The 25382-nt window shown below is 59.6% G+C and carries 32 protein-coding genes and 1 riboswitch; of the genes, 28 read left to right on the top strand and 4 right to left on the bottom strand.

The features are described 5' to 3' along the window. Window position 1 precedes the first annotated feature (1 nt). Window positions 2–562 (top strand): glutaredoxin family protein, encoded by a 561-nt coding sequence (locus NUV55_RS03900; protein WP_296670569.1) that lies wholly within the window; start codon window positions 2–4, stop codon window positions 560–562. 33 nt (window positions 563–595) lie between these two features. Continuing rightward, window positions 596–1366, top strand: coding sequence for an exodeoxyribonuclease III (gene xth, locus NUV55_RS03905; protein WP_296670571.1), 771 nt, complete (start codon window positions 596–598; stop codon window positions 1364–1366). Between the two features lie 50 nt (window positions 1367–1416). Here the strand turns inward: xth and NUV55_RS03910 are convergent, their stop codons facing one another. Beyond that, complete coding sequence (locus tag NUV55_RS03910) at window positions 1417–1788, bottom strand: PhnD/SsuA/transferrin family substrate-binding protein (protein WP_367280345.1); 372 nt, start codon at window positions 1786–1788, stop codon at window positions 1417–1419. Window positions 1789–1987: 199 nt separating this feature from the next. On the opposite strand from NUV55_RS03910, the gene NUV55_RS03915 reads away from it, so the two are divergent. The 26 genes from NUV55_RS03915 (at window position 1988) to NUV55_RS04040 (ending at window position 22308) form a co-directional block, all read left to right on the top strand. Continuing rightward, a complete protein-coding gene (locus NUV55_RS03915; RefSeq protein WP_296670573.1) occupies window positions 1988–2167 on the top strand; it encodes a hypothetical protein in 180 nt (59 codons plus the stop codon). 30 nt (window positions 2168–2197) lie between these two features. Continuing rightward, the gene (locus NUV55_RS03920; protein WP_296670574.1) at window positions 2198–2677 is read left to right on the top strand and encodes a hypothetical protein; all 480 of its coding nucleotides are present in this window, start codon (window positions 2198–2200) and stop codon (window positions 2675–2677) included. A 74-nt stretch (window positions 2678–2751) separates the two neighbouring features. After that, a complete protein-coding gene (locus tag NUV55_RS03925; protein WP_367280346.1) occupies window positions 2752–3717 on the top strand; it encodes a Fe(3+) ABC transporter substrate-binding protein in 966 nt (321 codons plus the stop codon). 23 nt (window positions 3718–3740) lie between these two features. Then, window positions 3741–3938 (top strand): bacterioferritin-associated ferredoxin, encoded by a 198-nt coding sequence (locus NUV55_RS03930; RefSeq protein WP_296670577.1) that lies wholly within the window; start codon window positions 3741–3743, stop codon window positions 3936–3938. A 54-nt stretch (window positions 3939–3992) separates the two neighbouring features. Further along, window positions 3993–4460 carry a bacterioferritin gene (bfr, locus tag NUV55_RS03935; protein ID WP_296670579.1) on the top strand — a complete coding sequence of 156 codons (468 nt, stop codon included), beginning with the start codon at window positions 3993–3995 and terminating at the stop codon, window positions 4458–4460. 9 nt (window positions 4461–4469) lie between these two features. After that, window positions 4470–4934 (top strand): bacterioferritin, encoded by a 465-nt coding sequence (gene bfr, locus NUV55_RS03940; protein ID WP_296670581.1) that lies wholly within the window; start codon window positions 4470–4472, stop codon window positions 4932–4934. A gap of 9 nt (window positions 4935–4943) precedes the next feature. Next, window positions 4944–5162: a hemin uptake protein HemP gene (locus NUV55_RS03945; RefSeq protein ID WP_296670582.1), complete on the top strand. Its 219-nt coding sequence runs from the start codon at window positions 4944–4946 to the stop codon at window positions 5160–5162. A 134-nt stretch (window positions 5163–5296) separates the two neighbouring features. Continuing rightward, on the top strand, window positions 5297–6493 hold the full coding sequence (locus NUV55_RS03950) for a porin (protein WP_296670584.1): 1197 nt from the start codon (window positions 5297–5299) through the stop codon (window positions 6491–6493). Between the two features lie 31 nt (window positions 6494–6524). Next, entirely contained in the window at window positions 6525–7082 is a 558-nt protein-coding gene (locus NUV55_RS03955; protein WP_367280347.1) for an iron transporter, read from the top strand. Then, window positions 7082–8518 (top strand): carbohydrate porin, encoded by a 1437-nt coding sequence (locus NUV55_RS03960; RefSeq protein WP_296670587.1) that lies wholly within the window; start codon window positions 7082–7084, stop codon window positions 8516–8518. The genes NUV55_RS03955 and NUV55_RS03960 overlap by 1 nt, the downstream gene beginning before the upstream one ends. Before the next feature lie 22 nt (window positions 8519–8540). After that, window positions 8541–8765 carry a hypothetical protein gene (locus tag NUV55_RS03965; RefSeq protein ID WP_296670589.1) on the top strand — a complete coding sequence of 75 codons (225 nt, stop codon included), beginning with the start codon at window positions 8541–8543 and terminating at the stop codon, window positions 8763–8765. Window positions 8766–8773: 8 nt separating this feature from the next. After that, entirely contained in the window at window positions 8774–9118 is a 345-nt protein-coding gene (locus NUV55_RS03970; protein ID WP_296670590.1) for a cupredoxin domain-containing protein, read from the top strand. Window positions 9119–9133: 15 nt separating this feature from the next. After that, window positions 9134–9961 carry an FTR1 family protein gene (locus tag NUV55_RS03975; protein ID WP_296670592.1) on the top strand — a complete coding sequence of 276 codons (828 nt, stop codon included), beginning with the start codon at window positions 9134–9136 and terminating at the stop codon, window positions 9959–9961. Window positions 9962–9990: 29 nt separating this feature from the next. After that, window positions 9991–11358: a 4Fe-4S binding protein gene (locus NUV55_RS03980; RefSeq protein WP_296670593.1), complete on the top strand. Its 1368-nt coding sequence runs from the start codon at window positions 9991–9993 to the stop codon at window positions 11356–11358. 9 nt (window positions 11359–11367) lie between these two features. Further along, the gene (locus NUV55_RS03985) at window positions 11368–11904 is read left to right on the top strand and encodes an FMN-binding protein (protein ID WP_296670595.1); all 537 of its coding nucleotides are present in this window, start codon (window positions 11368–11370) and stop codon (window positions 11902–11904) included. Further along, window positions 11901–12644 carry a PepSY domain-containing protein gene (locus NUV55_RS03990; RefSeq protein ID WP_296670597.1) on the top strand — a complete coding sequence of 248 codons (744 nt, stop codon included), beginning with the start codon at window positions 11901–11903 and terminating at the stop codon, window positions 12642–12644. The genes NUV55_RS03985 and NUV55_RS03990 overlap by 4 nt, the downstream gene beginning before the upstream one ends. Window positions 12645–12712: 68 nt before the next feature. After that, window positions 12713–14389, top strand: a complete 1677-nt coding sequence (locus NUV55_RS03995) for an iron ABC transporter permease (RefSeq protein WP_296670599.1) — start codon at window positions 12713–12715, stop codon at window positions 14387–14389. A gap of 117 nt (window positions 14390–14506) precedes the next feature. After that, a complete protein-coding gene (locus NUV55_RS04000; RefSeq protein ID WP_296670600.1) occupies window positions 14507–15409 on the top strand; it encodes a hypothetical protein in 903 nt (300 codons plus the stop codon). Window positions 15410–15494: 85 nt separating this feature from the next. After that, a riboswitch (glycine riboswitch) is annotated at window positions 15495–15592 on the top strand. 201 nt (window positions 15593–15793) lie between these two features. Next, the gene (gene gcvT, locus NUV55_RS04005; protein WP_296670602.1) at window positions 15794–16888 is read left to right on the top strand and encodes a glycine cleavage system aminomethyltransferase GcvT; all 1095 of its coding nucleotides are present in this window, start codon (window positions 15794–15796) and stop codon (window positions 16886–16888) included. A gap of 15 nt (window positions 16889–16903) precedes the next feature. Continuing rightward, window positions 16904–17299 (top strand): glycine cleavage system protein GcvH, encoded by a 396-nt coding sequence (gene gcvH, locus NUV55_RS04010; RefSeq protein ID WP_296670603.1) that lies wholly within the window; start codon window positions 16904–16906, stop codon window positions 17297–17299. Window positions 17300–17426: 127 nt separating this feature from the next. Beyond that, on the top strand, window positions 17427–18827 hold the full coding sequence (gene gcvPA, locus NUV55_RS04015; RefSeq protein WP_296670605.1) for an aminomethyl-transferring glycine dehydrogenase subunit GcvPA: 1401 nt from the start codon (window positions 17427–17429) through the stop codon (window positions 18825–18827). A 17-nt stretch (window positions 18828–18844) separates the two neighbouring features. Next, window positions 18845–19345 carry a thiol peroxidase gene (tpx, locus tag NUV55_RS04020; protein ID WP_296670606.1) on the top strand — a complete coding sequence of 167 codons (501 nt, stop codon included), beginning with the start codon at window positions 18845–18847 and terminating at the stop codon, window positions 19343–19345. 9 nt (window positions 19346–19354) lie between these two features. Further along, the gene (tpx, locus tag NUV55_RS04025) at window positions 19355–19855 is read left to right on the top strand and encodes a thiol peroxidase (protein ID WP_296670608.1); all 501 of its coding nucleotides are present in this window, start codon (window positions 19355–19357) and stop codon (window positions 19853–19855) included. A gap of 26 nt (window positions 19856–19881) precedes the next feature. Further along, on the top strand, window positions 19882–21333 hold the full coding sequence (gene gcvPB, locus NUV55_RS04030; RefSeq protein ID WP_296670609.1) for an aminomethyl-transferring glycine dehydrogenase subunit GcvPB: 1452 nt from the start codon (window positions 19882–19884) through the stop codon (window positions 21331–21333). 3 nt (window positions 21334–21336) lie between these two features. Beyond that, window positions 21337–21711, top strand: a complete 375-nt coding sequence (locus NUV55_RS04035) for a diacylglycerol kinase (protein ID WP_296670611.1) — start codon at window positions 21337–21339, stop codon at window positions 21709–21711. 18 nt (window positions 21712–21729) lie between these two features. Continuing rightward, the gene (locus NUV55_RS04040; protein WP_296670612.1) at window positions 21730–22308 is read left to right on the top strand and encodes an isoprenylcysteine carboxylmethyltransferase family protein; all 579 of its coding nucleotides are present in this window, start codon (window positions 21730–21732) and stop codon (window positions 22306–22308) included. 19 nt (window positions 22309–22327) lie between these two features. Here NUV55_RS04040 and NUV55_RS04045 read toward each other — a convergent pair whose 3' ends face one another. The 3 genes from NUV55_RS04045 to NUV55_RS04055 form a co-directional block, all read right to left on the bottom strand. Next, window positions 22328–22678, bottom strand: coding sequence for a hypothetical protein (locus NUV55_RS04045; protein ID WP_296670614.1), 351 nt, complete (start codon window positions 22676–22678; stop codon window positions 22328–22330). 144 nt (window positions 22679–22822) lie between these two features. Further along, window positions 22823–23188, bottom strand: coding sequence for a rhodanese-like domain-containing protein (locus NUV55_RS04050; protein WP_296670615.1), 366 nt, complete (start codon window positions 23186–23188; stop codon window positions 22823–22825). A 36-nt stretch (window positions 23189–23224) separates the two neighbouring features. Beyond that, window positions 23225–25303 (bottom strand): thioredoxin domain-containing protein, encoded by a 2079-nt coding sequence (locus NUV55_RS04055; protein WP_296670617.1) that lies wholly within the window; start codon window positions 25301–25303, stop codon window positions 23225–23227. Window positions 25304–25382 lie beyond the last annotated feature (79 nt).

Consider the following 25382-nt stretch of genomic DNA (forward strand, 5'->3'; position numbering starts at 1 on the left):
CATGAAACGCATTTACTCCTTTCTTTTCATGGTGCTTCTTGTCGCCGGTTTTTCCGCAGCGCAGGCAGGGACATTATATAAGTGGGTGGACAGCCAGGGACGGGTGTCGTATCACGACCAACCGCCACCCGAAGGTTCCGGCTACCGCGTCGAGGAAAAAAATCTTGGTTCCGGCAAGAAGTCGGAGTCGGATGACAATCTCGAAAAGATCGTCGAAAAATACCCGGTCATTCTTTATTCCGTTCCCGTGTGCGGTTCCTGCGATCTCGCACGCATCTATCTGCAGAAGCGCAAAGTACCGTATTCCGAGCAGAATCTTGAGAACAATGGAGAACTGCAACAGACACTGAAAGCAAAGATCGGTTCGCTATCGGCGCCGATCGTCATGATCGGCGAGAAGGTCATGAAAGGTTACGTGGAATCCATTCTTGAGGGTGAACTGGATGCTGTCGGCTATCCGAAGAGCGAGTCTGCCAAACCCGCCGGGGAGGAAAGCAAAGAGCAGGACGATACTTCGACTCAGGGTGATTCCGGTTACCGGCCTGCCCGCAGTCGTTATTGAGCCAGTCTGAAACCGGGGCTGGAGCGCCCATTCATGAAAATCGCGACATGGAATGTCAATTCCATACGCGTGCGCCTGCCCCAGGTGCTGGAATGGCTGAAAAAAGAAAACCCCGATGTGCTGTGCCTGCAGGAAACTAAAATCACAGATGTGGATTTTCCTGTCGTAGCGTTCCGCGACGCCGGTTACCAGACTGTCTACACGGGTCAGAAGACCTACAACGGCGTTGCTACCCTGAGCCGTGCGCCTGCGAATGATGTCATTGCCTCATTGCCCGGCGCCGAAGGCGACCAAAAGCGTTTACTCGCCGCAACCGTGGGCGATGTGCGCGTGGTTAACGTCTACATTCCCAACGGCGAGGAGGTCGGATCAGAAAAGTATTCCTATAAATTGTCCTGGCTGAAGGCGCTCGAGAAATTTCTCGCGAAAGAATTGAAGGCCCATCCGCGCCTTGTGATATTGGGTGATTTCAACATCGCGCCGGATGAGCGCGATGTGCACGACCCCAAGCGTTGGGAAGGCCATGTACTTTTCAGCGACAAGGAGCGTGCGGCGTTTCAGCGTTTGGCAAAACTGGGACTGACGGACGTGTTCCGCGAGTTCGAGCAGCAGGAAAAAAGTTTCAGTTGGTGGGATTACCGCGCCGGGGCGTTTCACCGCAATCATGGATTGCGCATCGATCATATCCTGTGCAGCCCTGCGCTCACGGCGGAATGCCGCGCTTGCCGCATAGATATCGAACCGCGCAAACATGAGCGTCCGTCAGACCATGCCCCGGTGATTGCGGAGTTCGATCTTCAGTGATCAGGCTGGCTTATGCAGGATGATGAATACACCTCGAGTTTTCGCGCGACCTAGAATCCCCACGAGTCCTTAAGCAGGATAATCAAGTCACGAAATTCGGTGTCATTGGCGGGAAGCAGATCTTTCTCTTTGCTGTAGCGATTGAAAAACTGGGGCAGCTGTTTACGCGCCTCCGTTGAAAGCAGGGAGTCGATAATCTTGTTCTGTTCTTCCGTGGAGAAACGCATCCCCGCGGAAAACGCCTGATTTGGCACGCCGGGACTCCGGGAAATCACCCTGACAGCGTTTTTGTCCTTGTCCAGCTTGTCGAGCAATTTGTCACGCATCACCGCCCCGACACATTTACCGCTGACAACGCCCTGGTAGGCCAGTTCGAAGCTTCGTACTTCCGTGACCAGCGGCTGGCGCGAGGGATTGTTGATACGTTAACCAGGGGAAGGCTTATTCCGCAGGACAGGGCAATCGATTAGCCGTGCAAGCCAGGTGTTCCTTGTTGGAACGGGTGCAGACAGGCCAAATGCCTGAATTCAGCCTGTTTCCTTGCTTTCGGCTCACCGGCTTGACATCGTGGCCTAAATGTAAATAATAACGATTCTCATTTACTAATTGAAGGGGACTCCGATGACGGGCAACCTGCCACACGATCAAGGGCGTGCACCGCCGCACAGTTTTCTCGCCGGGCCGACCGTAGCATCGTTGTTCCGTGCCGTGCGCCGTGCCATACCGGTCTTGGAAACGCCACGGCCGCGCTTTTTTGCCGTACCGCAAAGCGTGAATCTTCCGACCGATGTAAAGATTTGACCTCAACCGGAAAAATCGGAGGTATCGGTCATGACGCGCGGAATACTGTCAGTATTGGTAATGATGGGAATTTCAGGAGTAACGGCAGCGGAGTCGGTGTCCGACTGGCGCAAAAGCGCCGACACACCGCAAAAGCTGGAGCGCCTGATCGAGGCACTGCCCAACGCCGCCAATATCATGATTGAGGTGGGTGCGCGTTATCAGAATCTCTACTGGGCCGCGAAACAGGGCAAATGGGAATTTACTGCTTATCAGGCGGAAGAGCTCAAGGAGTTGATTGAAAAACTGCAGGTCGTCAGCCCCAAACGCGCTGCCACTGCAGACGGCTTCCTGGGTGCGGTATTTCCCATGCTGCCGGAGACAATCAAGATGCGCGACTGGAAAAAATTCGAACTAGCGTTCGAGCAGATGCGTCATGAGTGCATGATCTGTCACGGCAAAAATGAAATGGGGTTTGTGCAACTGCCGGTACCCAGGCGTGCGACCAGCCCCGTATTGAACATGGAGTAACCGGTTTTTAATTCATTTTCTTAATCCAGGAGAAAGTCATGCGTACCCTGAAGTCAGTATTGCTGTCCGGCGTAATGTTGTTAAGTACTACTGTTACATTTGCCGCGGAGGAATTGGTGGTCTATTCCGCGCGCAACGAGCAGTTGATCAAGCCGCTGTTCGACGCCTATACCGCCGAGACCGGAACTGCGATCAAGTTCATTACGGACAAGGAAGGCCCCTTGCTGGAGCGGCTCAAAGCCGAGGGCAAGAATACACCGGCGGACATGCTGATCACGGTGGACGCGGGCAACCTGTGGCTGGCGGCCAAGGAAGGGGTACTCGCCAAGGTTAATTCAAAAACGCTTAAAGCCAATATTCCGGCGTATCTGCGTGACCCGGACAATCGCTGGTTCGGACTGTCGGTACGCGCCCGCACCATCGTGTACAGCACAGCGCGCGTGAAGCCCGCAGATCTGTCTACCTACGAGGCGTTGGGCGACGCGAGTTGGAAAGGGCGGCTGTGTCTGCGCACATCGAAGAAAGTCTATAACCAGTCGCTGGTGGCGATGATGATCGCGCGCCACGGCGAAGCGAAGACGGAGGAGATCGTTAAGTCCTGGGTCGCCAATCTGGCGACGGATGTGTTCCCGGACGATACCAAACTTATGGAAGCGATTGCCGCTGGTCAATGCGACGTTGGCATCGTCAACACCTATTACTACGGCCGATTGATGATGAAACAACCGGAATCCCTGCTGGCGCTGTTCTGGCCCAATCAGCAGGACCGCGGCGTGCACGTCAATGTCTCGGGCGCGGGGGTGACGGCGCATTCCAAGCACCGTGCGGCGGCCGTGAAATTCCTCGAGTGGTTGTCCTCGAAGAAGGCGCAGAACCTGTTTGCGGACGAGAACATGGAATATCCGGCCAACCCGAAGTTCAAGCCGCACGCGGGCGTCGCGGCCTGGGGTACGTTCAAGCCGGACACCATCAATGTCTCGAAGGCCGGCAGCCTGCAAGCCAAGGCCGTCATGCTGATGGACCGGGCGGGATACAAATAAAGGCAGAGGTTGGGGTAACGGATATGTATGTGTGCTTGTGCAAGGCTGTCACCGATTGCCAGATACGCAAAGCGGCGTGCGAAGGGATCTGCACCATGCGCGAGCTTCGCTCGCAACTGGGGGTTGCGTCCCAGTGCGGGCGTTGCGCACAGCATGCCCAGCACGTGCTCAAGGAAACGCTGAACGCCGCGCCCTGCGAGGAAAATGACAAGGCCGCTTGAAGCCGGAGACGCTCCTGCTGAAGCGCAGACAAATACACATGATGCGGAGGGTATATGAAAGGCGACGCGAAGGTTATCGATCATCTCAATCAACTTCTGGCTGGTGAACTCACCGCCATTGATCAGTATTTCTGTCACTCACGCATGTATCAAAACTGGGGGCTCAACAAACTCTATGAGCGCATCGAACATGAGCGTTCCGACGAGGTCGGTCACGCCGAGGCGCTGATCAAGCGCATCCTGTTTCTGAAGGGCGCGCCGAATCTTGCAGCGCGCGAGCCACTCAGGATCGGCAAGGACGTCCCAGGCATGCTGAAGAACGATCTCGATCTCGAGCTTAGCGTGGTCGGCGCGCTCAAGGGGGCGATTGCATATTGCGAGACGGCGCGCGATTTCCAAACGCGCGAGATACTGGAGCAGATGCTCGAAGACACCGAAGCGGATCACGCGCACTGGCTCGAGCAACAGCTGTGGCTGATCGATAAGACCGGGTTGCAGAATTATTTGCAGTCGCAGATGTGAGGCCGCGCCATGAAGGGTGACGTGAAGATCGTCGAACAATTGAATCGGGCGCTGGTGCATGCGCTCACGGCCATTAACCAGTTTTTCCTGCATGCCCGCATGTACAAGAACTGGGGCTTGGGCAAGCTCAACGAGCGCGTATACAAAGAGTCCATTGGCGAGATGAAGCGCGCGGACAAGCTTATCGAGCGCGTTTTATTTCTCGAGGGACTGCCGAATATGCAGGACCTCGGGAAACTGCTGATCGGTGAGCATGCGGGCGAGATGCTTCGGCTCGATTTGCAGCTCGAAACGGACGCGCGTGTCCAGCTTCAGGACGCCATCGCCCATTGCGAACGTGCCGGCGACTATGTCTCGCGCGATCTGTTCGAGGACATCCTCGAGGAACGGGAAGAACACATCGACTGGCTCGAGACCCAGCTAGGTCTGATCGAGAAGACAGGTCTTCAGAATTATTTGCAATCGCAGATGTAGGAATGAAATATGTCCACGCGCAATCACTATGACGCAACCGGGAAGCAGCTGCGTGCCAGGAAGGCCGAACCGGACCGCGCGGTGGCGCTCCCGTCGGATGGTGGTCGCGCGCCGCGCGTGCGCAGCAACGAGCTGCTGAACAACGGTGAACAGCTGATCATCGAGCATGCCGGGCGCGAATACTGCTTGCGGGTCACGAGCAACGGCAAACTTATTTTGACCGCCTGAAGCACCAGGCAACAAGGGAGGAGATGATTCCGACTAAATAGTTCTGATTCCCAGAAATCCCGCCAGCCAGCAAGCGCGAGCCGCTTGGGTAGCCAGCCAACTCAATCCACATCATCAACGAGAGGTTAGCTACCATGAGTCATTGCAATCAAAAAAAATCGGCAACAACATCGGCGCATGCCGAGGCGACAAAATTCAGACTAAGCACATTAGCCGCCGCAACCATCGCGGTTTTGATCAGTGCGCCCGCGATGGCCGCGCCCAGCCTGGAGCAGCAGGTCGAACAGATGGGCAAAGAGGTCGATGAGCTGAAACAGGAAGTCGCGAAACAGAAGTCAGCGCACGGAGGTAGCGGCGCGACCAGCATCGGCGGCTACGGCGAGCTGCACTACAACAATCTGGACAGCAAGGACGAGATCGACTTCCATCGTTTCGTGCTGTTTTTCGGCCACCGCTTCAACGAGCAAATACGTTTTTTCTCCGAGCTCGAACTGGAGCACTCGCTCGTCAAGGACACGAGCAACGCTTCCGGCCCGGGCGAGGTGGAACTCGAACAGGCTTATCTCGACTTCGATCTCAACGACGCGCACACCGCGCGTGCCGGTCTGTTCCTGATCCCGGTCGGCATCCTCAACGAAACCCACGAACCACCGACCTTCTACGGCGTGGAACGTAACCCGGTGGAGACCAATATCGTCCCCACGACCTGGTGGGAAGGCGGCCTCGGACTCAACGGACGCTTCGGCACCGGCTTCGGCTATGACCTTGCGCTGACCTCCGGACTCAAGGTCCCGACCAGCGGATCGAGCGCCTACAAGGTCCGCGACGGACGTCAGAAGGTGGCCAAGGCCGACGCCAATAACGCCGCGGTGACGGCGCGGATCAAGTGGACGGGCGCCCCGGGTGTCGAGCTTGCTACCACCGTGCAGCGCCAGGATGCCATCGCCCAGGGTACGGTCGCCGACAGTGTGTCGGGCGCGGCGACGCTGTGGGAGGCCCATGCCGTGTTCGCGCGCGGGCCCTTCGGGCTGCGGGCGCTGTATGCGCAGTGGGACCTGGACGGCACCGGCCCCCAGGCGCTCGGGCGCGATGAGCAGACCGGCTGGTACGTCGAGCCCTCGTTCAAGTTGACCCCGAAGTTCGGCGTCTTCGCGCGCTTCAACGAATGGGACAACGAGGCCGGCAACGCCACCGACAGCGAGAAGAGGCAGACCGACGTCGGCTTCAACTACTGGCCGCACGAGCAGGTGGTGCTGAAGTTCGATATCCAGCGCCAGTCCGGCGCGGCCAACGATGACGGGTTCAACCTCGGCCTCGGATACATGTTCTAAGCATCCAACTTTTCCGGGAGGAATCACGATGATGACATCAATTCGCAAAATCACCATGGGGGTGGCATTGGGTCTGGCCGCGTTGAGCGGCCATGCCTGGGCGGTGGAGTATCCGATCGGTACGCCGCAGCAGCGCCACGGCATGGAAATCGCCGCCGTGTATCTACAACCGATCGAGATGGAGCCCGAGGGCATGATGCGCAAGGCCGCGGAGTCTGACGTGCACATGGAGGCCGACATCCGGGCGCTGGCGCAGAACCCGAACGGTTTCGCCGAGGGCGAGTGGGTCCCGAACCTGCTGGTGAAATTCGAGATCGCCAAGGCCGGGTCCGACTGGAAAATCGCGGGCGATTTCATGCCCATGGTGGCGAATGACGGTCCGCACTACGGCGACAACATCAAGCTCGCCGGCCCCGGCAAGTACCACGTGAAGTACACGATTTATCCGCCGAACGCCCCGGAGAACGCCGCCGGCAAGCACTTCGGGCGTCACACCGACCGGCTGACGGGCGTGCGTCCGTGGTTCAAGACCTTCACGGTCGAGTACGACTTCACCTTCGCCGGCATCGGCAAGAAGGGAGGGTACTGATGAAAACGCGGGTATTACAACGTGGCGTCCTCGCCGCCGCCATCGGTTTCGCGCTCGTCGGCGCATCTCCGGTGTTCGCGGTCGAGCCGTCGAACGCGGAGATGCTCAAGCGCATCGAGCGGCTCGAAAAGAAGAACGAGGAACTCGAGAAGGCGTTGGAGAGCGAACGCGTGAGCGAACGGGAGCCGGAGCTCGTCACGCGTCTGAAGGATATCGAGTTCCGCACCCTCTCGATGCAGAAGCAGGCGCGCACGATCGAAGCGCTCGAAGGCGTGACGGCGGGCATCTCCTTCACCACGGTCGCACAGCATGCCGGCGGCAGTGCCACCACCAATGGCAGCAGCGAGACCCAGTGGAACTATCGCGCCGACGTCTCGGTGAATCTGCCAGGCGGCGAGATCGGCAATGCCGAAGGCAATTTGTTCGCCCACTTCCGCATGGGCCAGGGCGATGGCCTGACGCGCACCCTGTCGACTTTCGGCGGCGCGAACGCCACGGGCTTCCGCGTTCAGGGCCAGCGGCCTGATGACGACGCTACGGTGCTGCTCGCGCAGGCGTGGTATCAGCTCGATGTGCCGCTGCCGCTCGGAGGTTTCAAACCGCGGTCGCGTGAGCAGCTCAGCTTCAACTTCGGAAAGATGGACCCGTTTCTGTTCTTCGACCAGAACAGCATCGCCGACGACGAGACCACGCGTTTTCTCAACACCGCCTTCGTGCACAATCCGCTGCTCGACGCCGGCGGCGACGTCGGCGTGGACGCCTTTGGTTTCACGCCGGGGCTGCGGCTCGCCTACCGCAACGAGACGAAAAAGCCGCTCACCTGGGACGCCTCGCTCGGCGTCTTCGGCGCGGGCAGCGGCGCCACGTTCACCAACAGCCTTGAGAAGCCCTTCGTGATCGCGCAGCTCGAGACGGCGCAGAAGTTCTTCGGCGGTCTCGACGGCAATTACCGTTTGTATTTCTGGCGCAACGGACAGGCCACTCCCTACGCCAACGAGGCCGCTACCACGACCGAGGCCCACGCCGGCTGGGGACTGAGCGTGGATCAGCGCATCGGCGACGCCACGACCCTGTTCGGACGATTCGGGCACCAAACCAAGGGCAAGGTGCGTTTCGACCAAGCAGTTACCGTCGGTGCGGAATTCGGCGGGTCCTACTGGAACCGCGGCGCCGATGCCTTGGGCGTGGCCGTCGGGCAATTGCGCACGAGCGCGGATTTCCGGCGCGACGCGCCGACGCTCGATGCCGACGCCGATGGCAATGCCGACTTCGGCTACGCGGCGAGCGGCGCCGAGCGCCTCATCGAGCTGTATTACCGCTGGCGCATTCACGCGCAGTTCGAGATTTCGCCGGACGTGCAGCACGTCCGGCGTCCCGCCGGTAACGCCGCCAAGGACATGAACCTGATCGGCCTGCGCGCCCAAGTTACATTCTGACCATGACCCAGGGAGGTGACCCATGAGCGCTGACAACGATGTTGCAGACAGGCAAATCCTGGCCCGCTGCGCCGTGTGCCAGGTCGAACGGTGTGTCGAATGCGACACCGTGCATCTGCATATCGGCCACACGAGCCTGCGCTTGACGATGGCTGCGTTTCTGTCTCTTGGCACCACGTTGATCGAGGCGGCGCAGGAGGCAAACCGCGCGGTGGTGCCCGCGACGCCGCACCGCGCGGCGAACTGAGGCGCGCCATGATCTGTCGTCGCACCCAGTTCATCATCGCCACCGCGCTGTGGCTGGCGGCCGGGTCGCGGGTCGCGGCGGCCGAGGAGTTGCTGACGCTCAAGCTCACGGCCCGGAACGGTCGCTTCTACCCCGAGACCGTCGAAGCACCGTCGGGCACGCGCTTCAAGATCGTGATTACCAACGAAGGTCCGGGGCCGGAGGAGTTCGAGAGCATCGAGCTGCGCAAGGAAACGGTGCTCGCGCCCGGGGTCACGCGCTCCGTCGTGTTCGCGCCGCTTAAGCCCGGCGTGTACCGCTTCTTCGGGGAATTCCATCCGGACACGGCCCAGGGGCGCATCGTCGTCAAATGACGGAGTCGAGCCATCATGATTAACACATTGTTCATCGTCTGGCGCGAAAGCGTCGAAGCCATGCTCGTAATCGGCATTCTGTACGCCTGGCTCGGAAAAAACGACGAGACCGGCAGGGGGTTGCGTTATCTCTATGGTGGGATCGGCACGGGCCTTGGCTTCGCGGGCTTGCTCGCCTGGGCGATGCTCGCCGTGCAAAGCGAGCTTTCCGGCCAGGGGCTCGAATACTTCCAGATCGGCATGGTGTTCGCGGCCGCCATCCTCATCACGCAGATGGTGCTGTGGATGCGCCAACACGGGCGTCACCTCAAGCGTGAACTGGAAACCGGCGCGGCCCGGGCGGCGGCCGGCGCGAACTGGTTCGGCCTGCTCGCCGTCGCGGCCATTGCGGTGGCGCGCGAGGGGGCCGAGACGGTCGTGTTTCTCTACGGGATCGCGCTGGAGCGGCACGGCTTCGCGGTCCTCGAATTCGCGGCGGCGGCCGCGGCGGGGTTGGGCCTGGCCCTCCTCAGCTTCTGGCTGCTTGCCGCGGGGGGCCGTTATTTCAGCTGGCGTGTCTTTTTCCGGTTCAGCGAGGCGGTGTTGCTGCTGCTTGCCAGCGCGCTCCTGGTGAACGGCGCGGAGAAGCTGATCGGCTCCGGCGTCTTGCCTGCGCTGGTGGACCCCGTGTGGGACACCTCGTTTCTTCTCGATGACGCCAGCCGGGCGGGCGGTCTGATCGCCGCGCTGACCGGCTATCGCGCGCAGCCGGCGTTGTTGCTCGTGTTTGCCTATGGCGCCTACTGGGCGCTCGTGTGGTTGTTGATGCGTTGGCAACGGCAGCCGGCGCTCAAGCCGGCATGACAGCCCCAGCCATGGAGCTTGCATCGCCCATGCGTTCCGCACCCGCTCTTTTTTTGCAGGGGTTGGGCGACGCCATGCAACGTCACCGCCGCGTGATCCTCGGCATCCAGTGGACGGTGGTGGTGTTCTATCTCGCCCTGGTGCTGGCCCCGGCGTTCCTGCCGCTGCCGCCGCAGGCCGCGCACCTCTACGACAACCTCACGCTGTTCGCGCAGTTCATGTTTTGGGGAATCTGGTGGCCGTTCGTCATGGTCTCGATGATGCTCATGGGCCGTGTCTGGTGCGGGGTTTTCTGTCCTGAAGGGGCATTGACGGAATACGTGAGCCGTCATGGCCTGGGGCGTGCGATCCCGCGGTGGATGCGCTGGGGCGGCTGGCCGTTCATCGCCTTCGCCTCGACGACGATCTACGGCCAACTCGTGAGCGTCTACGAGTATCCGAAGGCCGTACTCCTGATCCTTGGCGGTTCCACGGTCATGGCCGTGGCGGTGGGGTTCGTTTACGGTCGCGGCAAGCGTGTCTGGTGCCGCCATCTCTGTCCCGCGAACGGCGTGTTCCGTTTGCTCGCGCGCCTCGCGCCGGTTCACTTCCACACCGATCCCGAGGCCTGGCGCGGCACGCCGCGCGGCACGCCCGCCGTGGATTGCGCACCGCTCGTCGATATCCGTCATCTCTCTTCCATGGCTGCTTGTCATGCCTGCGGGCGCTGCAGCGGTCATCGGAGCGCGGTAAAGCTCGCATCGCGCTCGCCCAATGAGGAAATCCTCTCGTTGAAGGATACGCAGGCATCGCCTTGGGAGGCGATGCTCCTCGTTTATGGCGTGCTGGGCATTGCCATGGGCGCGTTCCAATGGAGCGCCAGTCCCTGGTTCGTGGCGCTGAAGCAAGGCGTCGCCGAATGGCTGGTGGAACGCAATTTTTTCATCTTGTTGCAGGATAACGCGCCATGGTGGTTGCTCACGCATTATCCCGAGGTTAACGATGTCTTCACCTGGCTCGACGGGCTGTTGATTCTCTTCTACATCGGCGCCACGGCGCTCGCGGTCGGAAGCTGGATCCTGCTGTGGTTGCGCGCCGCGCAGGCGATCCTGCGCCGGCCGGGATTGATGTGGCGTCTTGCCTACAGCCTGGTTCCGCTCGCGGGCACCAGCGTGTTTCTCGGATTGTCCATGCTTACGGTGACATTGCTGCGCGCTGAAGGATTTGCGCTTTTATGGGTGGCGCCGGCGCGCATCAGCCTGCTCGTGCTGGCGGCTGGCTGGAGCGGCTGGCTGGCGGCGCGCATGATCCGCACCGTGAAAGCCGCGGGTTGGCGGCGCACGCTTTCCTGGATCGCGGTTATGACGGGATCGTCCGCGACGGTTTTCGCCTGGTCTTTGATGTTTTTTGTCTGGTAGCGAGCAGGCATGGTGAAATCGACCACGAGACGATGCCTGTTTCCCATGGCGGTCATGTTGTTTTTTGCCGCCGCGCACTCATGGGCGGCGGATATTTATCAGAGCCCGGATGCCTTTTTAACAGAGGCGTTCGCCGGCCAGCCGCCGGCGCCGAAGACGCTTTGGTTGACCGATGCGATGCAGGAAAGGGTCGTCCGTATTCTCGGTCACAAATACCCGGCCATGCGGCTGCGCTACTGGGAACACGAGAAACGCAGCGCGTGGATTCTGGAGGAAATCGGCAAGGAAGAGCCGATCACCGCGGGTATTGTGGTGGATGCCGGGAGAATAGAGCGCATGCGCGTGCTGATCTACCGCGAGAGTCGCGGTGACGAGGTGCGTTATCCCTTCTTCACGCGTCAGTTCGAGGGCGCGGAACTCAAGTCCGACATGCGGCTCGACCGTCACATCGACGCCATCAGTGGCGCCACCCTGTCGGTGCGCGCACTTGAACGGCTCGCGCGTCTGGCTCTGTACCTCGACGGCGAGGCACGTGGGTCCCCATGACGCCGCGACGACATCGGATCACGAACCGGACACTCGGCGCGTGGCATCGTCGCCTCGGATTGGGCGCCGCCGTTTTTTTGATTTTCCTCGTCGTATCCGGTTTGCTGCTCAATCACAGTCGCCTCTTGGGGCTGAACCAAAGTTACATCCAATCGTCATGGCTGCTCGACTGGTATGGCATCCACGCGCCGGAAGAACCGGCGGGAATAGCGCTCGGGGGGCGCTGGTTGAGCGGGCTCGACGGGCGGATTTATTTTGACGGACGGGAACTTTCAAACATGCGCGGCCGGCTTAACGGCGCCGTTGTCCTCGATCACGCTATCGCGGCGGCGGTGGAGAACGACATCTGGCTGCTGACTCCGGACGGAATTGTCATTGAGCGACTCGGTCTCGCACAAAGGGTACCGAGTGGATTGCGCGCTCTCGGCGTGGATCGCAAAGGGCGTTTGGTGGCGCAGACCGCAAAGGGTTTCTACGCCGCCGATGCCGAGCTGTCCCAGTGGCGGTGGATCGTCTCGCCCGTGGCGGACTGGAGCAGGCCGATGCCAGTGCCGCCCGCATTACGCGCGGAGTTGATCCGGCAATATCGTGGACGCGGACTGAGCGCTGAACGGATCCTGGCCGATACGCATAGTGGACGGCTCCTGGGAAAAATCGGTGTGTGGCTGGTGGATTTGACGGCCGTCGCCTGCCTGGGGCTGGCCCTGAGCGGTCTGTGGCTATGGGTTAGGCGCCGGTGAGAAGGCCCGGGCGACGAACTGATAAATTAGGCATACAAACACCACCAACAGCTATTATCCTTTTGGAAATGACGACAAGTATCGAAACCCTGCGCGCATCTCCCGAGCGCGAGACCGGCATTTCGGACTGGCTCAACGTCAATGTCCGTCTGTGGCGTCTGGCCAGTTTCGTCGTCGCCGGCATCGTGGCGGCGCCGATTCTGGTCATCGCGCTTTCATGGTTTACGCCGGCGGGCGACGTCTGGCGGCATCTGGCCCAGACTGTCCTCGGCGAGTTGCTGTGGAATACCGTCGTGCTGATGCTCGGGGTTGGTACCGGCGTGTTCCTGCTGGGTGCCGGTCTGGCATGGCTGGTGACGGTGTACGATTTTCCCGGTCGGCGTATTTTTGACTGGGCGCTGATGCTGCCACTCGCCATTCCTGCTTACGTGCTGGCGTTCGTGGCCGTGGCGCTGCTGGATTTCAGCGGGCCGGTGCAGGGCGCCTTGCGCACGGTATTCGGTGGCAGCGGCTGGTTCCCGCCGATCCGTTCTGCCGGCGGTGTCGTCACCGTCATGGTGCTGGCATTTTATCCCTACGTTTACATGCTCGCGCGCGCCGCCTTCCTGTCGCAGGGACGGCGCATGCTCGAAACCGGACGCGTGCTCGGGCTCTCGCCGCGCGCGGCGTTCCTGCGCGTAGCGCTACCCATGGCGCGCCCGGCGCTGGCTGCTGGTGTGGCGCTGGCGTTGATGGAGGCGCTGGCGGATTTCGGCGCGGTGGCGGTATTCAATTACGACACCTTCACCACGGCGATCTACAAGGCCTGGCTCGGGCTATTCTCACTACCGGCGGCGGCGCAGCTGGCTTCGTTGTTGCTGCTGTTTGTGGCGGTCGGACTCATCGGCGAACGGCATCTGCGCGGGCGCGCCCGTTATCATGTGACGCTCCGTCTCGGGCGCGAGCAGCGCTACCGTCTGGTCGGCGTGCGCGCGTTCTACGCCACCGCCGCGTGTGCCGTGATACTGCTGCTCGCGTTCATCATTCCGGTAGGTCAACTGCTGCACTGGGCATGGGGCAACGCGCACGTGGATCTGGATCTGCGTTATCTGCGATTCTTCTTCAATACCGTTTCCCTCGGCGTTGCCGCCGCCGCGGTCACCACGTTCTGTGCGCTGCTGTTGGCTTATACCTATCGTCTCAAACCCGACCGGCTGGTACGTGGTGCCGTGCGTTTTGCCACGCTTGGTTATGCCCTGCCCGGTTCGGTGCTGGCAGTCGGAATCATGGTTTCATTCGTCTGGCTCGATAAGCAGTTCGCCCAGTGGCTCCAGTCATTATTCGGCGTTGCCATAGGGCCCTTGCTCACCGGCAGTCTGCTGGCGCTGCTGCTCGCTTACGGCGTGCGCTTCATGGCCGTGGCCCACGGCCCGATTGACAGCAGCTTCGAACGCATCAAGCCGTCACTCTGGCAGGCAGCGCGCAGCCTGGGCGCCAGCAATTGGGAAATCCTCTGGCGCGTGTCGATCCCGCTGCTGCGCACCGGGCTGTTGTCGGCCTCGCTGCTGGTATTCGTCGAAGTTATGAAAGAGATGCCGGCGACTCTGCTGTTGCGTCCCTTCGGCTGGGACACGCTGGCCACGCGCATCTTCGAGATGACCTCCGAGGGCCAGTGGGAACGCGCCGCGCTCCCGGCTCTGACGCTGGTGCTGGCGGGCCTGATCCCGGTCGTCATGCTGGTGCGGCGATCGTCCCCCCAGGTCTAGCGAGTCGCATATCCTTCTGGGTTTTGCTCCACCGAGTTGGCCGTGTAATATCTCCGCGTTTTCGCCGGGACGGTCCGACCACGACCAGTTCCCAGCCCGGGGATAAAACCAGAAATAATGAAATACGCGTCGACCACAACGGGGTGCTGTGCCGCGGTGCTGCTTGTTTTGAGCCTGGTGGCTGAAGGCGCTGTTTCGTCCGCGCCCGGCGCGGTCCCCTGCGCCGACCCGGCGGCGGACATCGAACTGGCGCTGATATCGAAATCCGGGCCCGGCTCCGGCCGCGTGCGTATCACCGGCGTTGTGAAAAATCTGGGTAACGCCGCATGGACCGCGACCAGCCCGTCACATCGCTTGCAAGTCGTGCTCGCGCAGAGGAATTCCAAGGCGCGGCCGGAAGGCGAGCCGGTGCAACCCGCCATTGCGATCCAGCAATTAGCACCCGGCCAGCAGTATCGGATCGATCATCAGGTCGACTGGGAAACAGCCAAGCATGCCTCGTATCCCCGGTTCATCGTGCGCTTTTTCGACTCCGGGCAGGTCGGCGCCCGTCCCGCGGCTTACAGTCTGGATTGTCGTTCAGCCAATAATCGAAAGGAAATCACTGCCGCTGATATCAATAAGTTGTTTCAACCGGCGACGCCGGAAAAGCCCCTCAAGGCCCAGAGCTATCGCCTGCTGGGAGGCGTCGGTGTCAATTCTGTAGAAACGCAGCTTGTTTATAATCGCAGGTCCTCCAACGCAGGCAAGCTGACGGCCTCCGTGGCGGCGCCTTATGCTGGCACGTCCGATGAAGTACCGATAAACGAGAGCAGCGGCACGGCGAAAATCCGCGTGCATATTCCGTGCGATGTGAAAGAAATATCAGATCCCAACGCGCCGCCAGTGACAATTACCTATCGACTGTGGGGTTCGCTCAGTCTCCCTGGCGGTTCGGGTTGGGTACCCAGTTTCAGCGTCGAACAATCGATCCCCTATCGCGCGCTTTGTAGCCCGGACGCCACAGGTAATACGAACTAGTATCCGCAGTCTCAGCCAGTCGAATCGACGGGAAAAGTCCCTGCTTGGCGCTGCAAAGGCGCTGCGCTATAGTGCCGGGCCTCGACCCGGACCCGCGGGAGAGACCCCGATATAAGTAGAGATTTGGGGCGCCGAAGGCGCAATCGCCAGGAATCGCTCAGGCAAAAGGACCGCGGGAACGACAGGTCGACTCTGGAGAGCGATGGCGCACCGCCATCCACCGAAGGGGCTCAAGCTCTCAGGTTAATGGACAGAGGGGCGGTGACTTTAACCAAAGTCATCGCCCCTTTTTTATTTTTCTTAAGAAGCTTAACCACAGAGGACACAAAGATGAAAAATTTTAAAACTTTGTGTCCTCTGTGGTTGGATTTCATATAGGTCTTTATGGGACATCGCACACCGTTATACGACAGCCATTTCAAGATGGGCGCCAAGATTGTGGACTTCGGCGGCTGGGATATGCCGCTGCACTACGGCTCCCAGATCGAGGAACATCACAAGGTCAGAAAAGACTGCGGCATGTTCGATGTCTCGCACATGAACGTGGTGGACGTGAAGGGCGCTGACGTGCGCAACTTCTTTCGCCTGCTGCTGGCCAACAACGTCGACAAGCTGAAAACCAAAGGCAAGGCCTTGTACAGTTGTATGCTCACTGCCAAGGGCGGCGTGATCGACGATCTCATCGTCTATTACATGGACGACCAGTGGTTCCGCGTCGTCATGAACGCCGCCACGCGCGACAAGGACATGGCCTGGGTTAATGCCGCGGCGAAAGAATATGGCGGGCTCAAGGTGATCCAGCGCGACGATCTGGCCATGATCGCGGTGCAGGGACCGAATGCGAAAGCGAAGGTCTATCAGGCCCTGGGCGAGGCGCTGCGTGCGCCGGCCGGGGCGCTGAAACCGTTTCACGCTGCGACCGTGGGTGAACTGTTCGTCGCCACCACCGGCTATACCGGCGAGGACGGTTTTGAAATTATTCTTCCCGCCAAGGCTGCACCCTTCACCTGGCAGATGCTCAACGAAGCCGGCGTTCCACCCATTGGATTGGGCGCACGCGATACGCTACGGCTCGAAGCCGGGATGAATCTTTATGGATCTGACATGGACGAAACCACCACGCCGCTGGAATCTGGCTTGGCCTGGACCGTGGCGCTGGAGCCAGCTGACCGGAAGTTCATCGGACGCGAAGTGCTGGACAAACAAAAAGCCCAGGGCGTTCCACGCCAGCTTGTCGGGCTGGTGCTCGAAGGCAAGGGCGTACTGCGCAATCACCAAAAGGTAATGTGCAACGGCGCTGGCGAAGGTGAGATCAGCAGCGGCAGTTTCTCGCCGACGCTGAATCAGGCAATCGCGCTGGCGCGTGTACCAGCCTCCGTCAAGATTGGTGATCACTGCACCGTGGATCTGCGTGGTAGACCCGCCACGGTGCGTGTCGTCAAATATCCGTTTGTTCGCAATGGCAAAAGCTGCCTCTAAAGGTGAGAGAAAACCATGAGCAATATTCCAAAAGATCTGAAGTACACGAAATCACACGAATGGGTTAAACCAAATGCCGATGGCAGCGTAACCGTGGGCATCACACACCACGCCCAGGACCTCATGGGCGACATGGTGTTCGTGGATCTGCCGCCGGCCGGGACCAAAGTCACGAGTGGCAAGGAATGCGGCGTGGTGGAATCGGTGAAGGCCGCTTCGGATGTGTATGCGCCCATCAGCGGTGAGATCGTCGAGGCCAATGCCGCGCTGGCCGACTCACCCGAGACCGTGAACAAGGACCCTTATGTTTCCGGCTGGATGTTCCGCCTCAAACCGGCGAACAAGGCTGAGCTCGATGCGCTGCTCGACGCTAAGGCTTACGAGGCGTTAGTTGCATCTGAAAAGCACTAAATTCACCGCAAAGACGCAAAGAGCGCAAAGAAAGTCAAAAGTACCAGGTTCAATATTTTTAATGTTTTATGTTTTTCTTTGCGTCCTTAGCGCCTTTGCGGTGAAAACTTCTTATTAGGATTTTATTATGCCGTTCATTCCTCATACCGACGCTGACGTGAAAGCGATGCTGAAAAGCATCGGCGTCAATGCGATTGACGATCTGTTCGATGAAATTCCGGAAAAACTCCGTGCCGGCAAACTGACGCAAGTGCCGGAAGGGCTGAGCGAAATGGATATCGGCCGCCTGATGCAGACGCGCGCCAACCAGGACGGGGCCTATCTCAATTTCATCGGCGCCGGCGCCTACGAACACCATATCCCGGCGGCGGTGTGGGAAATCGTCACGCGCGGTGAATTCTATTCGGCTTATACGCCGTATCAGGCCGAGGCCAGTCAGGGCACGCTGCAACTGTTGTACGAATACCAGACCATGATGGCCTCGCTCACGGGCATGGATGTTTCCAATGCTTCGCTCTACGACGGCGCTTCCGGGCTGGCCGAGGCGGTATTGATGGCGGTGCGCGCACACAAGAAGGCGCGCAAGATTCTCATGCCCACCACGGTGCATCCGATTTACCGTCGCGTGGTGCATGCCATCGTCGCGAACCAGAACATTGAGCTGGTGGAAATTCCGCTGTGCATGGAGTGCGGCAACATCATTCCGGAATCGCTCAAGCTATATGAAGGCGACGAGTTTGCCGCGTTGGTCATCCCGCAGCCCAATTTCTTTGGTGTGCTGGAAGAAGTGGACGTGCTCACCGATTGGGCGCACGCACACAACATGCTCGCCATCGGGCTCGTGAATCCGACAGCGCTGGCGCTGCTGACGCCACCGGGCCAGTGGGGCGCGAAGGGTGCCGACATCGCCGTGGGCGAAGGCCAACCATTAGGTGCGCCGCTGTCATCCGGCGGACCTTATTATGGGTTCATGTGTTGCAAGCAGGCGCTGGTGCGGCAGATGCCGGGGCGTATCATAGGACGCACCGTGGACAAGGACGGCAAGCCGGGATTTACCCTGACGCTGCAGGCGCGCGAGCAACATATCCGCCGCTCCAAGGCGACCTCGAATATTTGCACCAACCAGGGTCTGGTAGTGGCGGCCTCGACCATCTATATGGCGTTGCTGGGACCGGAAGGGCTGGAGCGGGTCGCCGCCTCATCTCACGCCAACACACTCGCACTGGTAGAGAAGCTGACGGCGATCAAGGGTGTGACACGTGTGTTCAATCGCCCGGTGTTCCACGAGACAGTGCTGCGACTGGATGCGCCGGTATCCGATACTCTGCGCGCACTCGAAGCCCAGGGCATCCTCGGCGGATACGATCTTTCCGAACATTATCCGCACCTCGGTCAGTCATTGCTGGTATGCGCGACCGAAACCCGCACGCCGGAGGACATCAATCAATATGCGTTCCATCTGGAGCGCATCGTCAGCAAGCGCCGGCTCGATCCGCCGTGTGCCATCAAAACCAATCCCAACGCTTAACTCAAGGAGACGCGACCATGGCCCAGGTATTATTCAAAGGACAACCCGCCCACACCAGCGGTGAACTGCCGAAGGTCGGAAGCAAGGCGCCGGATTTCAAACTCACGGCGGGGGATCTCTCGGATGTCACTCTCGCCAATTACAAAGGAAAGAAAAAACTGCTCAACATCGTGCATTCGCTCGACACTGGACCCTGCGCGGCCAGCGCCAAGCGGTTCAATGAATTCGTCAAGAACCGCAATGACCTGGTCGTGCTGGTCATCTCTGCCGATCTGCCCTTCGCCCAGGGCCGGTTCTGCACCGGCGAGGGGCTCAAGAACGTGGTGACGCTGTCCATGATGCGCGACCGGCATTTCGCCAAGGACTACGGCGTGCTGCTGACAGACACCCCGATTGCCGGACTTTGCGCGCGCGCCACCTTGGTGCTGGATGAGAACGACAAGGTGCTGTACACGCAAATGGGGCCCGAGCTGACCGTCGAGCCGGACTACGACAAGGCTTTCGCCGTGCTGAAGTAATGGTGATTTATGGCCGATATCACCCATCGCGGAAATCCGGTTCATACCAGCGGTAACCTGCCGGCGGTCGGCAGCCGCGCGCCCGACTTCCGCCTCACGGATGCCGACCTGAAGGACGTATCGCTCGCCGATTTCAAGGGTAAGAAGAAGCTCCTGAATATTTTCCCCAGCATCGATACGCCGACCTGCGCCTTGTCGACGCGCAAATTCAACGAGTATGCCGCCCAACACGCCAACGCCGTGATCATCATGGTGTCGGCCGATCTGCCGTTCGCTCAGAAGCGTTTCTGTACTGCGGAGAACACGAACAACGTCAAGACACTGTCAATGATGCGCGACCGGAATTTCGCCAGGGACTACGGCATGCTGCTGCTGGACGGTCTGTACCAGGGCGTCACGGCCCGGGCAATTGTTGTAATCGACGAAAACGACAAGGTGATATACACCGAGCTGGTGCCGGAGATCAGGCAGGAACCGAATTACGACGCCGCTCTGGCCACGCTCAAATAACCGGCTGAGTTAATCGAGAGACGCCTATGCTGATTTTTGAACAATCACAAACCAACCGCCGAAATTATTCGCAGGCCCCGCTTGCTAAAGCGGAGGTGAAAGACATTCCGGATAAATTCCGGCGCAAGCAAAAGCCGCTGCTGCCGGAAGTCTCCGAGATGCAGGCGGTGCGGCATTACACGCGGCTGTCGCAGAAGAATTTCTCCATCGACACGCATTTCTACCCACTTGGTTCTTGCACCATGAAGTACAACCCGCGAGCGTGTAATAAGCTCGCCATGCTGCCGAATCTTTTGGGACGGCATCCGTACGCGCCGGAATCCACCGGCCAGGGCTTTCTCGCGTGCATGCACGAGCTTCAGGAAATGCTGAAGGATGTGACTGGCATGAAAGCGGTGTCACTCACGCCGCTGGCGGGCGCGCAGGGTGAGTTCGCCGGTGTCGCCATGATCCGCGCCTATCATGAATCGCGCGGCGACAAGGTGCGCACGGAAATTCTGGTACCCGACGCGGCACATGGCACCAATCCGGCGACGGCGGTCATGTGCGGTTACGCCGTGCGCGAAATTCCGACTGACGTAAACGGCGACGTGGATATCGCATCGCTCAAAGCGGCAGTCGGGCCGCAAACAGCGGGATTGATGCTGACGAATCCCTCCACGCTCGGTGTGTTCGAACGCAAGATCGAGGAAATCTCGAAGATTGTGCACGAGGCCGGTGGTCTGTTGTATTACGACGGCGCGAACCTGAATGCGATTCTTGGGCGTGTGAAGCCGGGAGACATGGGCTTCGACGTGATCCACATGAACCTGCACAAAACCTTTTCCACGCCGCATGGCGGCGGCGGTCCGGGCGCGGGTCCGGTGGCGGCGAATACCCGGCTTGAGCCATTCCTGCCGGTGCCGATCGTGGGTAAGGTGCAGGACAAATATCTTTGGGAAACAGAAAAAACCCGTCCCAAGACGATAGGCCGGCTTTCCGCCTACATGGGCAACGCCGGCGTGCTGCTGCGTGCCTACGTCTACGCGCGGCTGCTGGGGCGCGAAGGCATGCACCGTGTTGCTGAATTCTCCACGCTCAATGCCAACTACATCATGGCCGAATTGGCAAAACGCGGTTTCGACCTGGCCTATCCGAAGCGCCGTGCGACACACGAGTTCGTGCTGACCTTCAAGAAGCTCAAGGATGAAACCGGCGTGAACGCCATGGACTTCGCCAAGCGGCTGCTCGACAAGGGATTCCATGCGCCGACGACCTACTTCCCGTTATTGGTACCGGAGTGTCATCTGATCGAGCCGACGGAGTCCGAAGCGAAAGAGGAGCTCGATCGTTTCATCGCCGCCATGGAGGAAATATTGAAAGAGGCGCGCGCCAATGCCGAGATCGTGAAGGGTGCGCCGCATACGCTGCCGGTAAAACGCCTGGACGACGTGCGCGCGGCGCGTGAACTCGACCTTACATGGAAACGGGCCGGCTGACGCATGACGCTGCTGAAAGATTTGTTGAATTTGGGTCGCATCTGGCGTGCGGCGGGTTATTCCGCCGCCGGGTTCAGGGTGGCGTTGAAAAACGAGGCGGCGTTCCGACAGGAATTGGCGCTGTTGGTAATGCTCGCGCCGCTTGGGCTTTGGCTCGGACGCGACGGGGTGGAGCGGTCACTGCTGGTCGGCAGTCTGATGCTGGTGCTGCTGGTCGAGTTGCTGAATTCGGCGATTGAGGTGGTGGTTAATCGAATCGGCCAGGATCGGCACGAACTGTCCGGGCAGGCCAAGGATCTGGGGTCCGCGGCGGTTTTTGTGGCGCTGTTTCTCGTGGTGGTGGTCTGGGCGCTGGTGCTGGCCGACCGTTATTTCTGATCGATTAAAAATAATTTTATGCTCGACGCTATCCACGGTTTTTTCAATCATCCGCTCGCGCGGAAGATATTTCTCAAACTTCGCTACGTGTTGTTTCTGGGGGTGCTGGCACTGCTGGCGCTCAACGCGGATGTTTCACGGTTGCTCCCCGCCTTTCTGATTTCGCTCTTCGGCGAAGCGATCCAGCTCTGGTCTTTCGCTTCGCTGGTGAAGAACGAACAACTCACGGCGCGCGGACCTTATGTGTTGGTGCGTAATCCGATGTATCTTGGACGGTTCTTCCTGATTCTGGGTATCGTGCTGTTGTTAGGCGATAACTACATCTACATCACCCCCGCCTATGTCGTTTTTTATTACTTTTATATGGTCAACCGCGTGGGCCGCGAAGAAAAACGTCTGGCGGGTTTGCTGGGGCAGCCGTATCGTGATTACTGCGCGCGCGTGAATCGTTTCCTGCCTGCGTTCGGCCGGCTGTTTGATCCCGCCGTGAGGTTTTTTAATTGGAATGTTTTATACCGCAACAATGGCCACTGGAACCTGCTGGCCATGCTGCTGTTTTACGGGGTGTTGGCCGGGTATTTGATTTATTTTCGTTGAAACGGAAAATTCACGGAATTCAGGAACGTTTTTTCTGGCGTTGGTCCAGCCACCAGGCAACCAACGGAAGTGTAAGAGTCGTGAATGGCAGGGCCGCCATCGCCAGATAAAGACTCAGCCGTGAAAGCCGACTCAGTTGTGTACGCAATTCCGCGCGCTCAGCCTTGGTCCATTTCAATCCATTACGTGGCTTCATTAACAGCGCCATCAATCCGGGGATCTGCGCTATTCCCTCGCGGATGCGGATTTTCTCTCTCGATTGAAGCATTCTGGCCGCTGTGAACAAGCGGCGGGCTCTCGGAACGAAGCCAAGACTGGTCGCCGGGGCGACGTCAGCGATAGCGACTTTGGTTGAGGGTTGTGGTTCCATGCGGGGTTACTTGGATAAGAGTAGCTCCCTGAGGAGCTCGCGTGTAAGTGATTGTTTTGCATATTCCATGCCACACGGGCTGCAGAATGACAAAAACAGGTGTAAAGACAGGTCTGTACGTGTGGGTGTTATGCTCAGGAATACTTATTCTCTGACCAGCGCGAAACCTTGCGCCTCCCAGCGGTTGATTCCGCCGGCGAGGCTGTATATTTTTTCAAATCCCATTTCCTGAAGCTTGTCCGCTGACGCGGCGCTGCATGAACCGTCCTGGCTGCAGAGTACCAACGATTTTTGACGTGCCTCGAGCAATCCATCTAACCACGAGCGGTTGGCGTCATCTGTCGCTCTTTCCAGTATTTCGCGTGAAATCTGTAGTGCGCCGGGTATATGTCCGCGACGAAATTCCGCGACTTCGCGCACGTCCAGGATCAGCAGGTCGTCGTGGTTTTCGATCATCTCGTCGAATTCCTCGATGCTGATCTCGCGCACACCGGTACGAGATTCACCCATGAAATTCTCCGGAGGTTATTGCCATCACGCCAATCGTTATTTTAGCGCTGTTTCAAATTCTGCCAGCTCGCTGACTGGCGCGGAGCAGGCATGCCCGGCGCAGACATAGGCCGTGACGACGTTTCGGGCCGTGCGTTCGGCCAGAATACCGGGCAGATTTTCAGCGTTGGCCGGTATCGCCAGCAGCACCCGATGCGGATGATAATGCCCGCTGGCGATGGTCTGCCATGGCCGCATTGCCTCGGCCGTTCCACGCAGCACGACTGTCTGTGGCGGTGAGAGCTGTTCCTCCAGCGCCAGCAGCAGTGCCCCGTGCGTGGAAGGCTGTTGCAGCATGCCCGAATACAGCGCCTCCAGAGTGCGCTCGGCGGCATGCAGATAATTGAAATTGCCGGTCAGGTGACCGAGTCGTCCGAGCACCAGCGCGGCGACACCGTTGCCGGAGGGGATGGCGTCATCCGATACCGGCTTGGGACGGTAGACAAGTTTTTCGTGATCGTCGCCAGTGAAATAAAAACCGCCGTGAATTTCATCCTCGAAGTGTTCGAGCACACTGTCCGCCAGCGCGATGGAAAAATCCAGAACGGAGCGGCGAAAACCGGCCTGCAGTAATTCGAGTGCCGCCGCAATCAAGAACACGTGATCGTCCAGATAGGCGTTGAGATGTGACTTGCCGTCCTTGTGAGTGGCCAGCAGACGCTGGTCGCGCCACAGCTGCGTACGGATGAAATCCATCGCGCGCTCGGCGGAGGCGATAAAATCGGGCCGCTCCAGCGCCCGGCCGGCGTGCGCCATGGACTGGATCATGAGTCCGTTCCAGGAGGTAAGAATTTTTTCATCGCGTCCGGGACGAACGCGCTGTTCGCGCGCGGCGTACAGTTTCTCCCGCGCCGACTCCAGGCGCGCGACCACCTCGTCTTCCGGGCACTGGAAGCGGTCGGCGATGGCGGCATGGTCGGCGCGTACGTTGAGGTGCCATTGGCCCTCGAAATTCGGCGTGTCCGGCAGACCGAAGCGCTGTTCCACCACGTCCCATTCTGCCGGCGTCAGCAATTTCCGGATTTCATCCGCCGTCCAGACGTAAAATTTGCCCTCGTGCCCTTCGGAGTCGGCATCCAGCGCCGAATAGTAACCGCCCTCGGGCGACTGCATTTCCCGCATCACCCATTCGGCGGTTTCGACGGCAATGCGCTGGAACAGTGATTCGCCGGTGGCCAACCAGGCATCGACATAGAGCATCAGCAACTGCGCGTTGTCATACAGCATCTTTTCGAAATGCGGAATTTCCCAGCGCTCGTCCACTGAATAGCGGCAGAAGCCGCCACCGACCTGATCGTAGAGCCCGCCGTGGGCCATGGCCGTCAGCGTGTGCCGCGCCATGTGCAGGGCATCCTTGTCCTCCGCGCCGTTGTGGGTGCTGTGTGCCCAGCGATGCAGGCATAATTCCAACGACGTGGGGTGCGGGAACTTGGGAGCTTTCCCAAATCCTCCGTAGCGTGCGTCGAACTGGTTTTGCAATTCAGCATGGGCCTGATCAAGCACTTCCGGGCCAAGGTGCACGCCGGGCGCGGGTCCCGGTGGTTGCAGACGCCCGAAGATATCGCGCAGGGAAAGGTTCTGTTCGCGGATGGCATCCGGTTTTTTCGCGTAGACCTCGGCCACGTGACGCAGCAGGTCGGTAAAAGCGGGCAAGCCATGCTTGGCTGTCTTGGGGAAATAGGTCCCGCCGAAAAACGGCATCTGGTCGTCGGGCGTGAGGAACATGTTGAGCGGCCAGCCGCCGGGGCGTTGCGCCAGGATCTGGTGCGCGGTCTGATAAATCTTGTCGAGATCGGGACGCTCCTCTCGATCCACCTTGATGCACACGAAAAGCTCGTTCATCACGCGCGCGACTTCTTCGTCCTCGAAGGATTCATGTTCCATCACATGGCACCAGTGACACGCCGAGTAGCCGATGGAAACCAGGATCGGCTTGTTTTCACGCCGCGCCCGCTCCAGCGCTTCCGCGCCCCAGGGGTACCAGTCCACCGGGTTATGCGCGTGTTGCTGGAGATACGGGCTGGTCTCGTGAATCAACCGATTGCCGGGATGATTGGTGTGTGTGGGTGTGCTCATGAAACAACATTCCTGACGCTGACCTTCGACTATATCGAATAGGGCCCGGATTGTCTTATAGTGGGCGCTCTAAGCTCAT

Source organism: Sulfuricaulis sp. (assembly GCF_024653915.1).
Lineage (GTDB): Bacteria > Pseudomonadota > Gammaproteobacteria > Acidiferrobacterales > Sulfurifustaceae > Sulfuricaulis.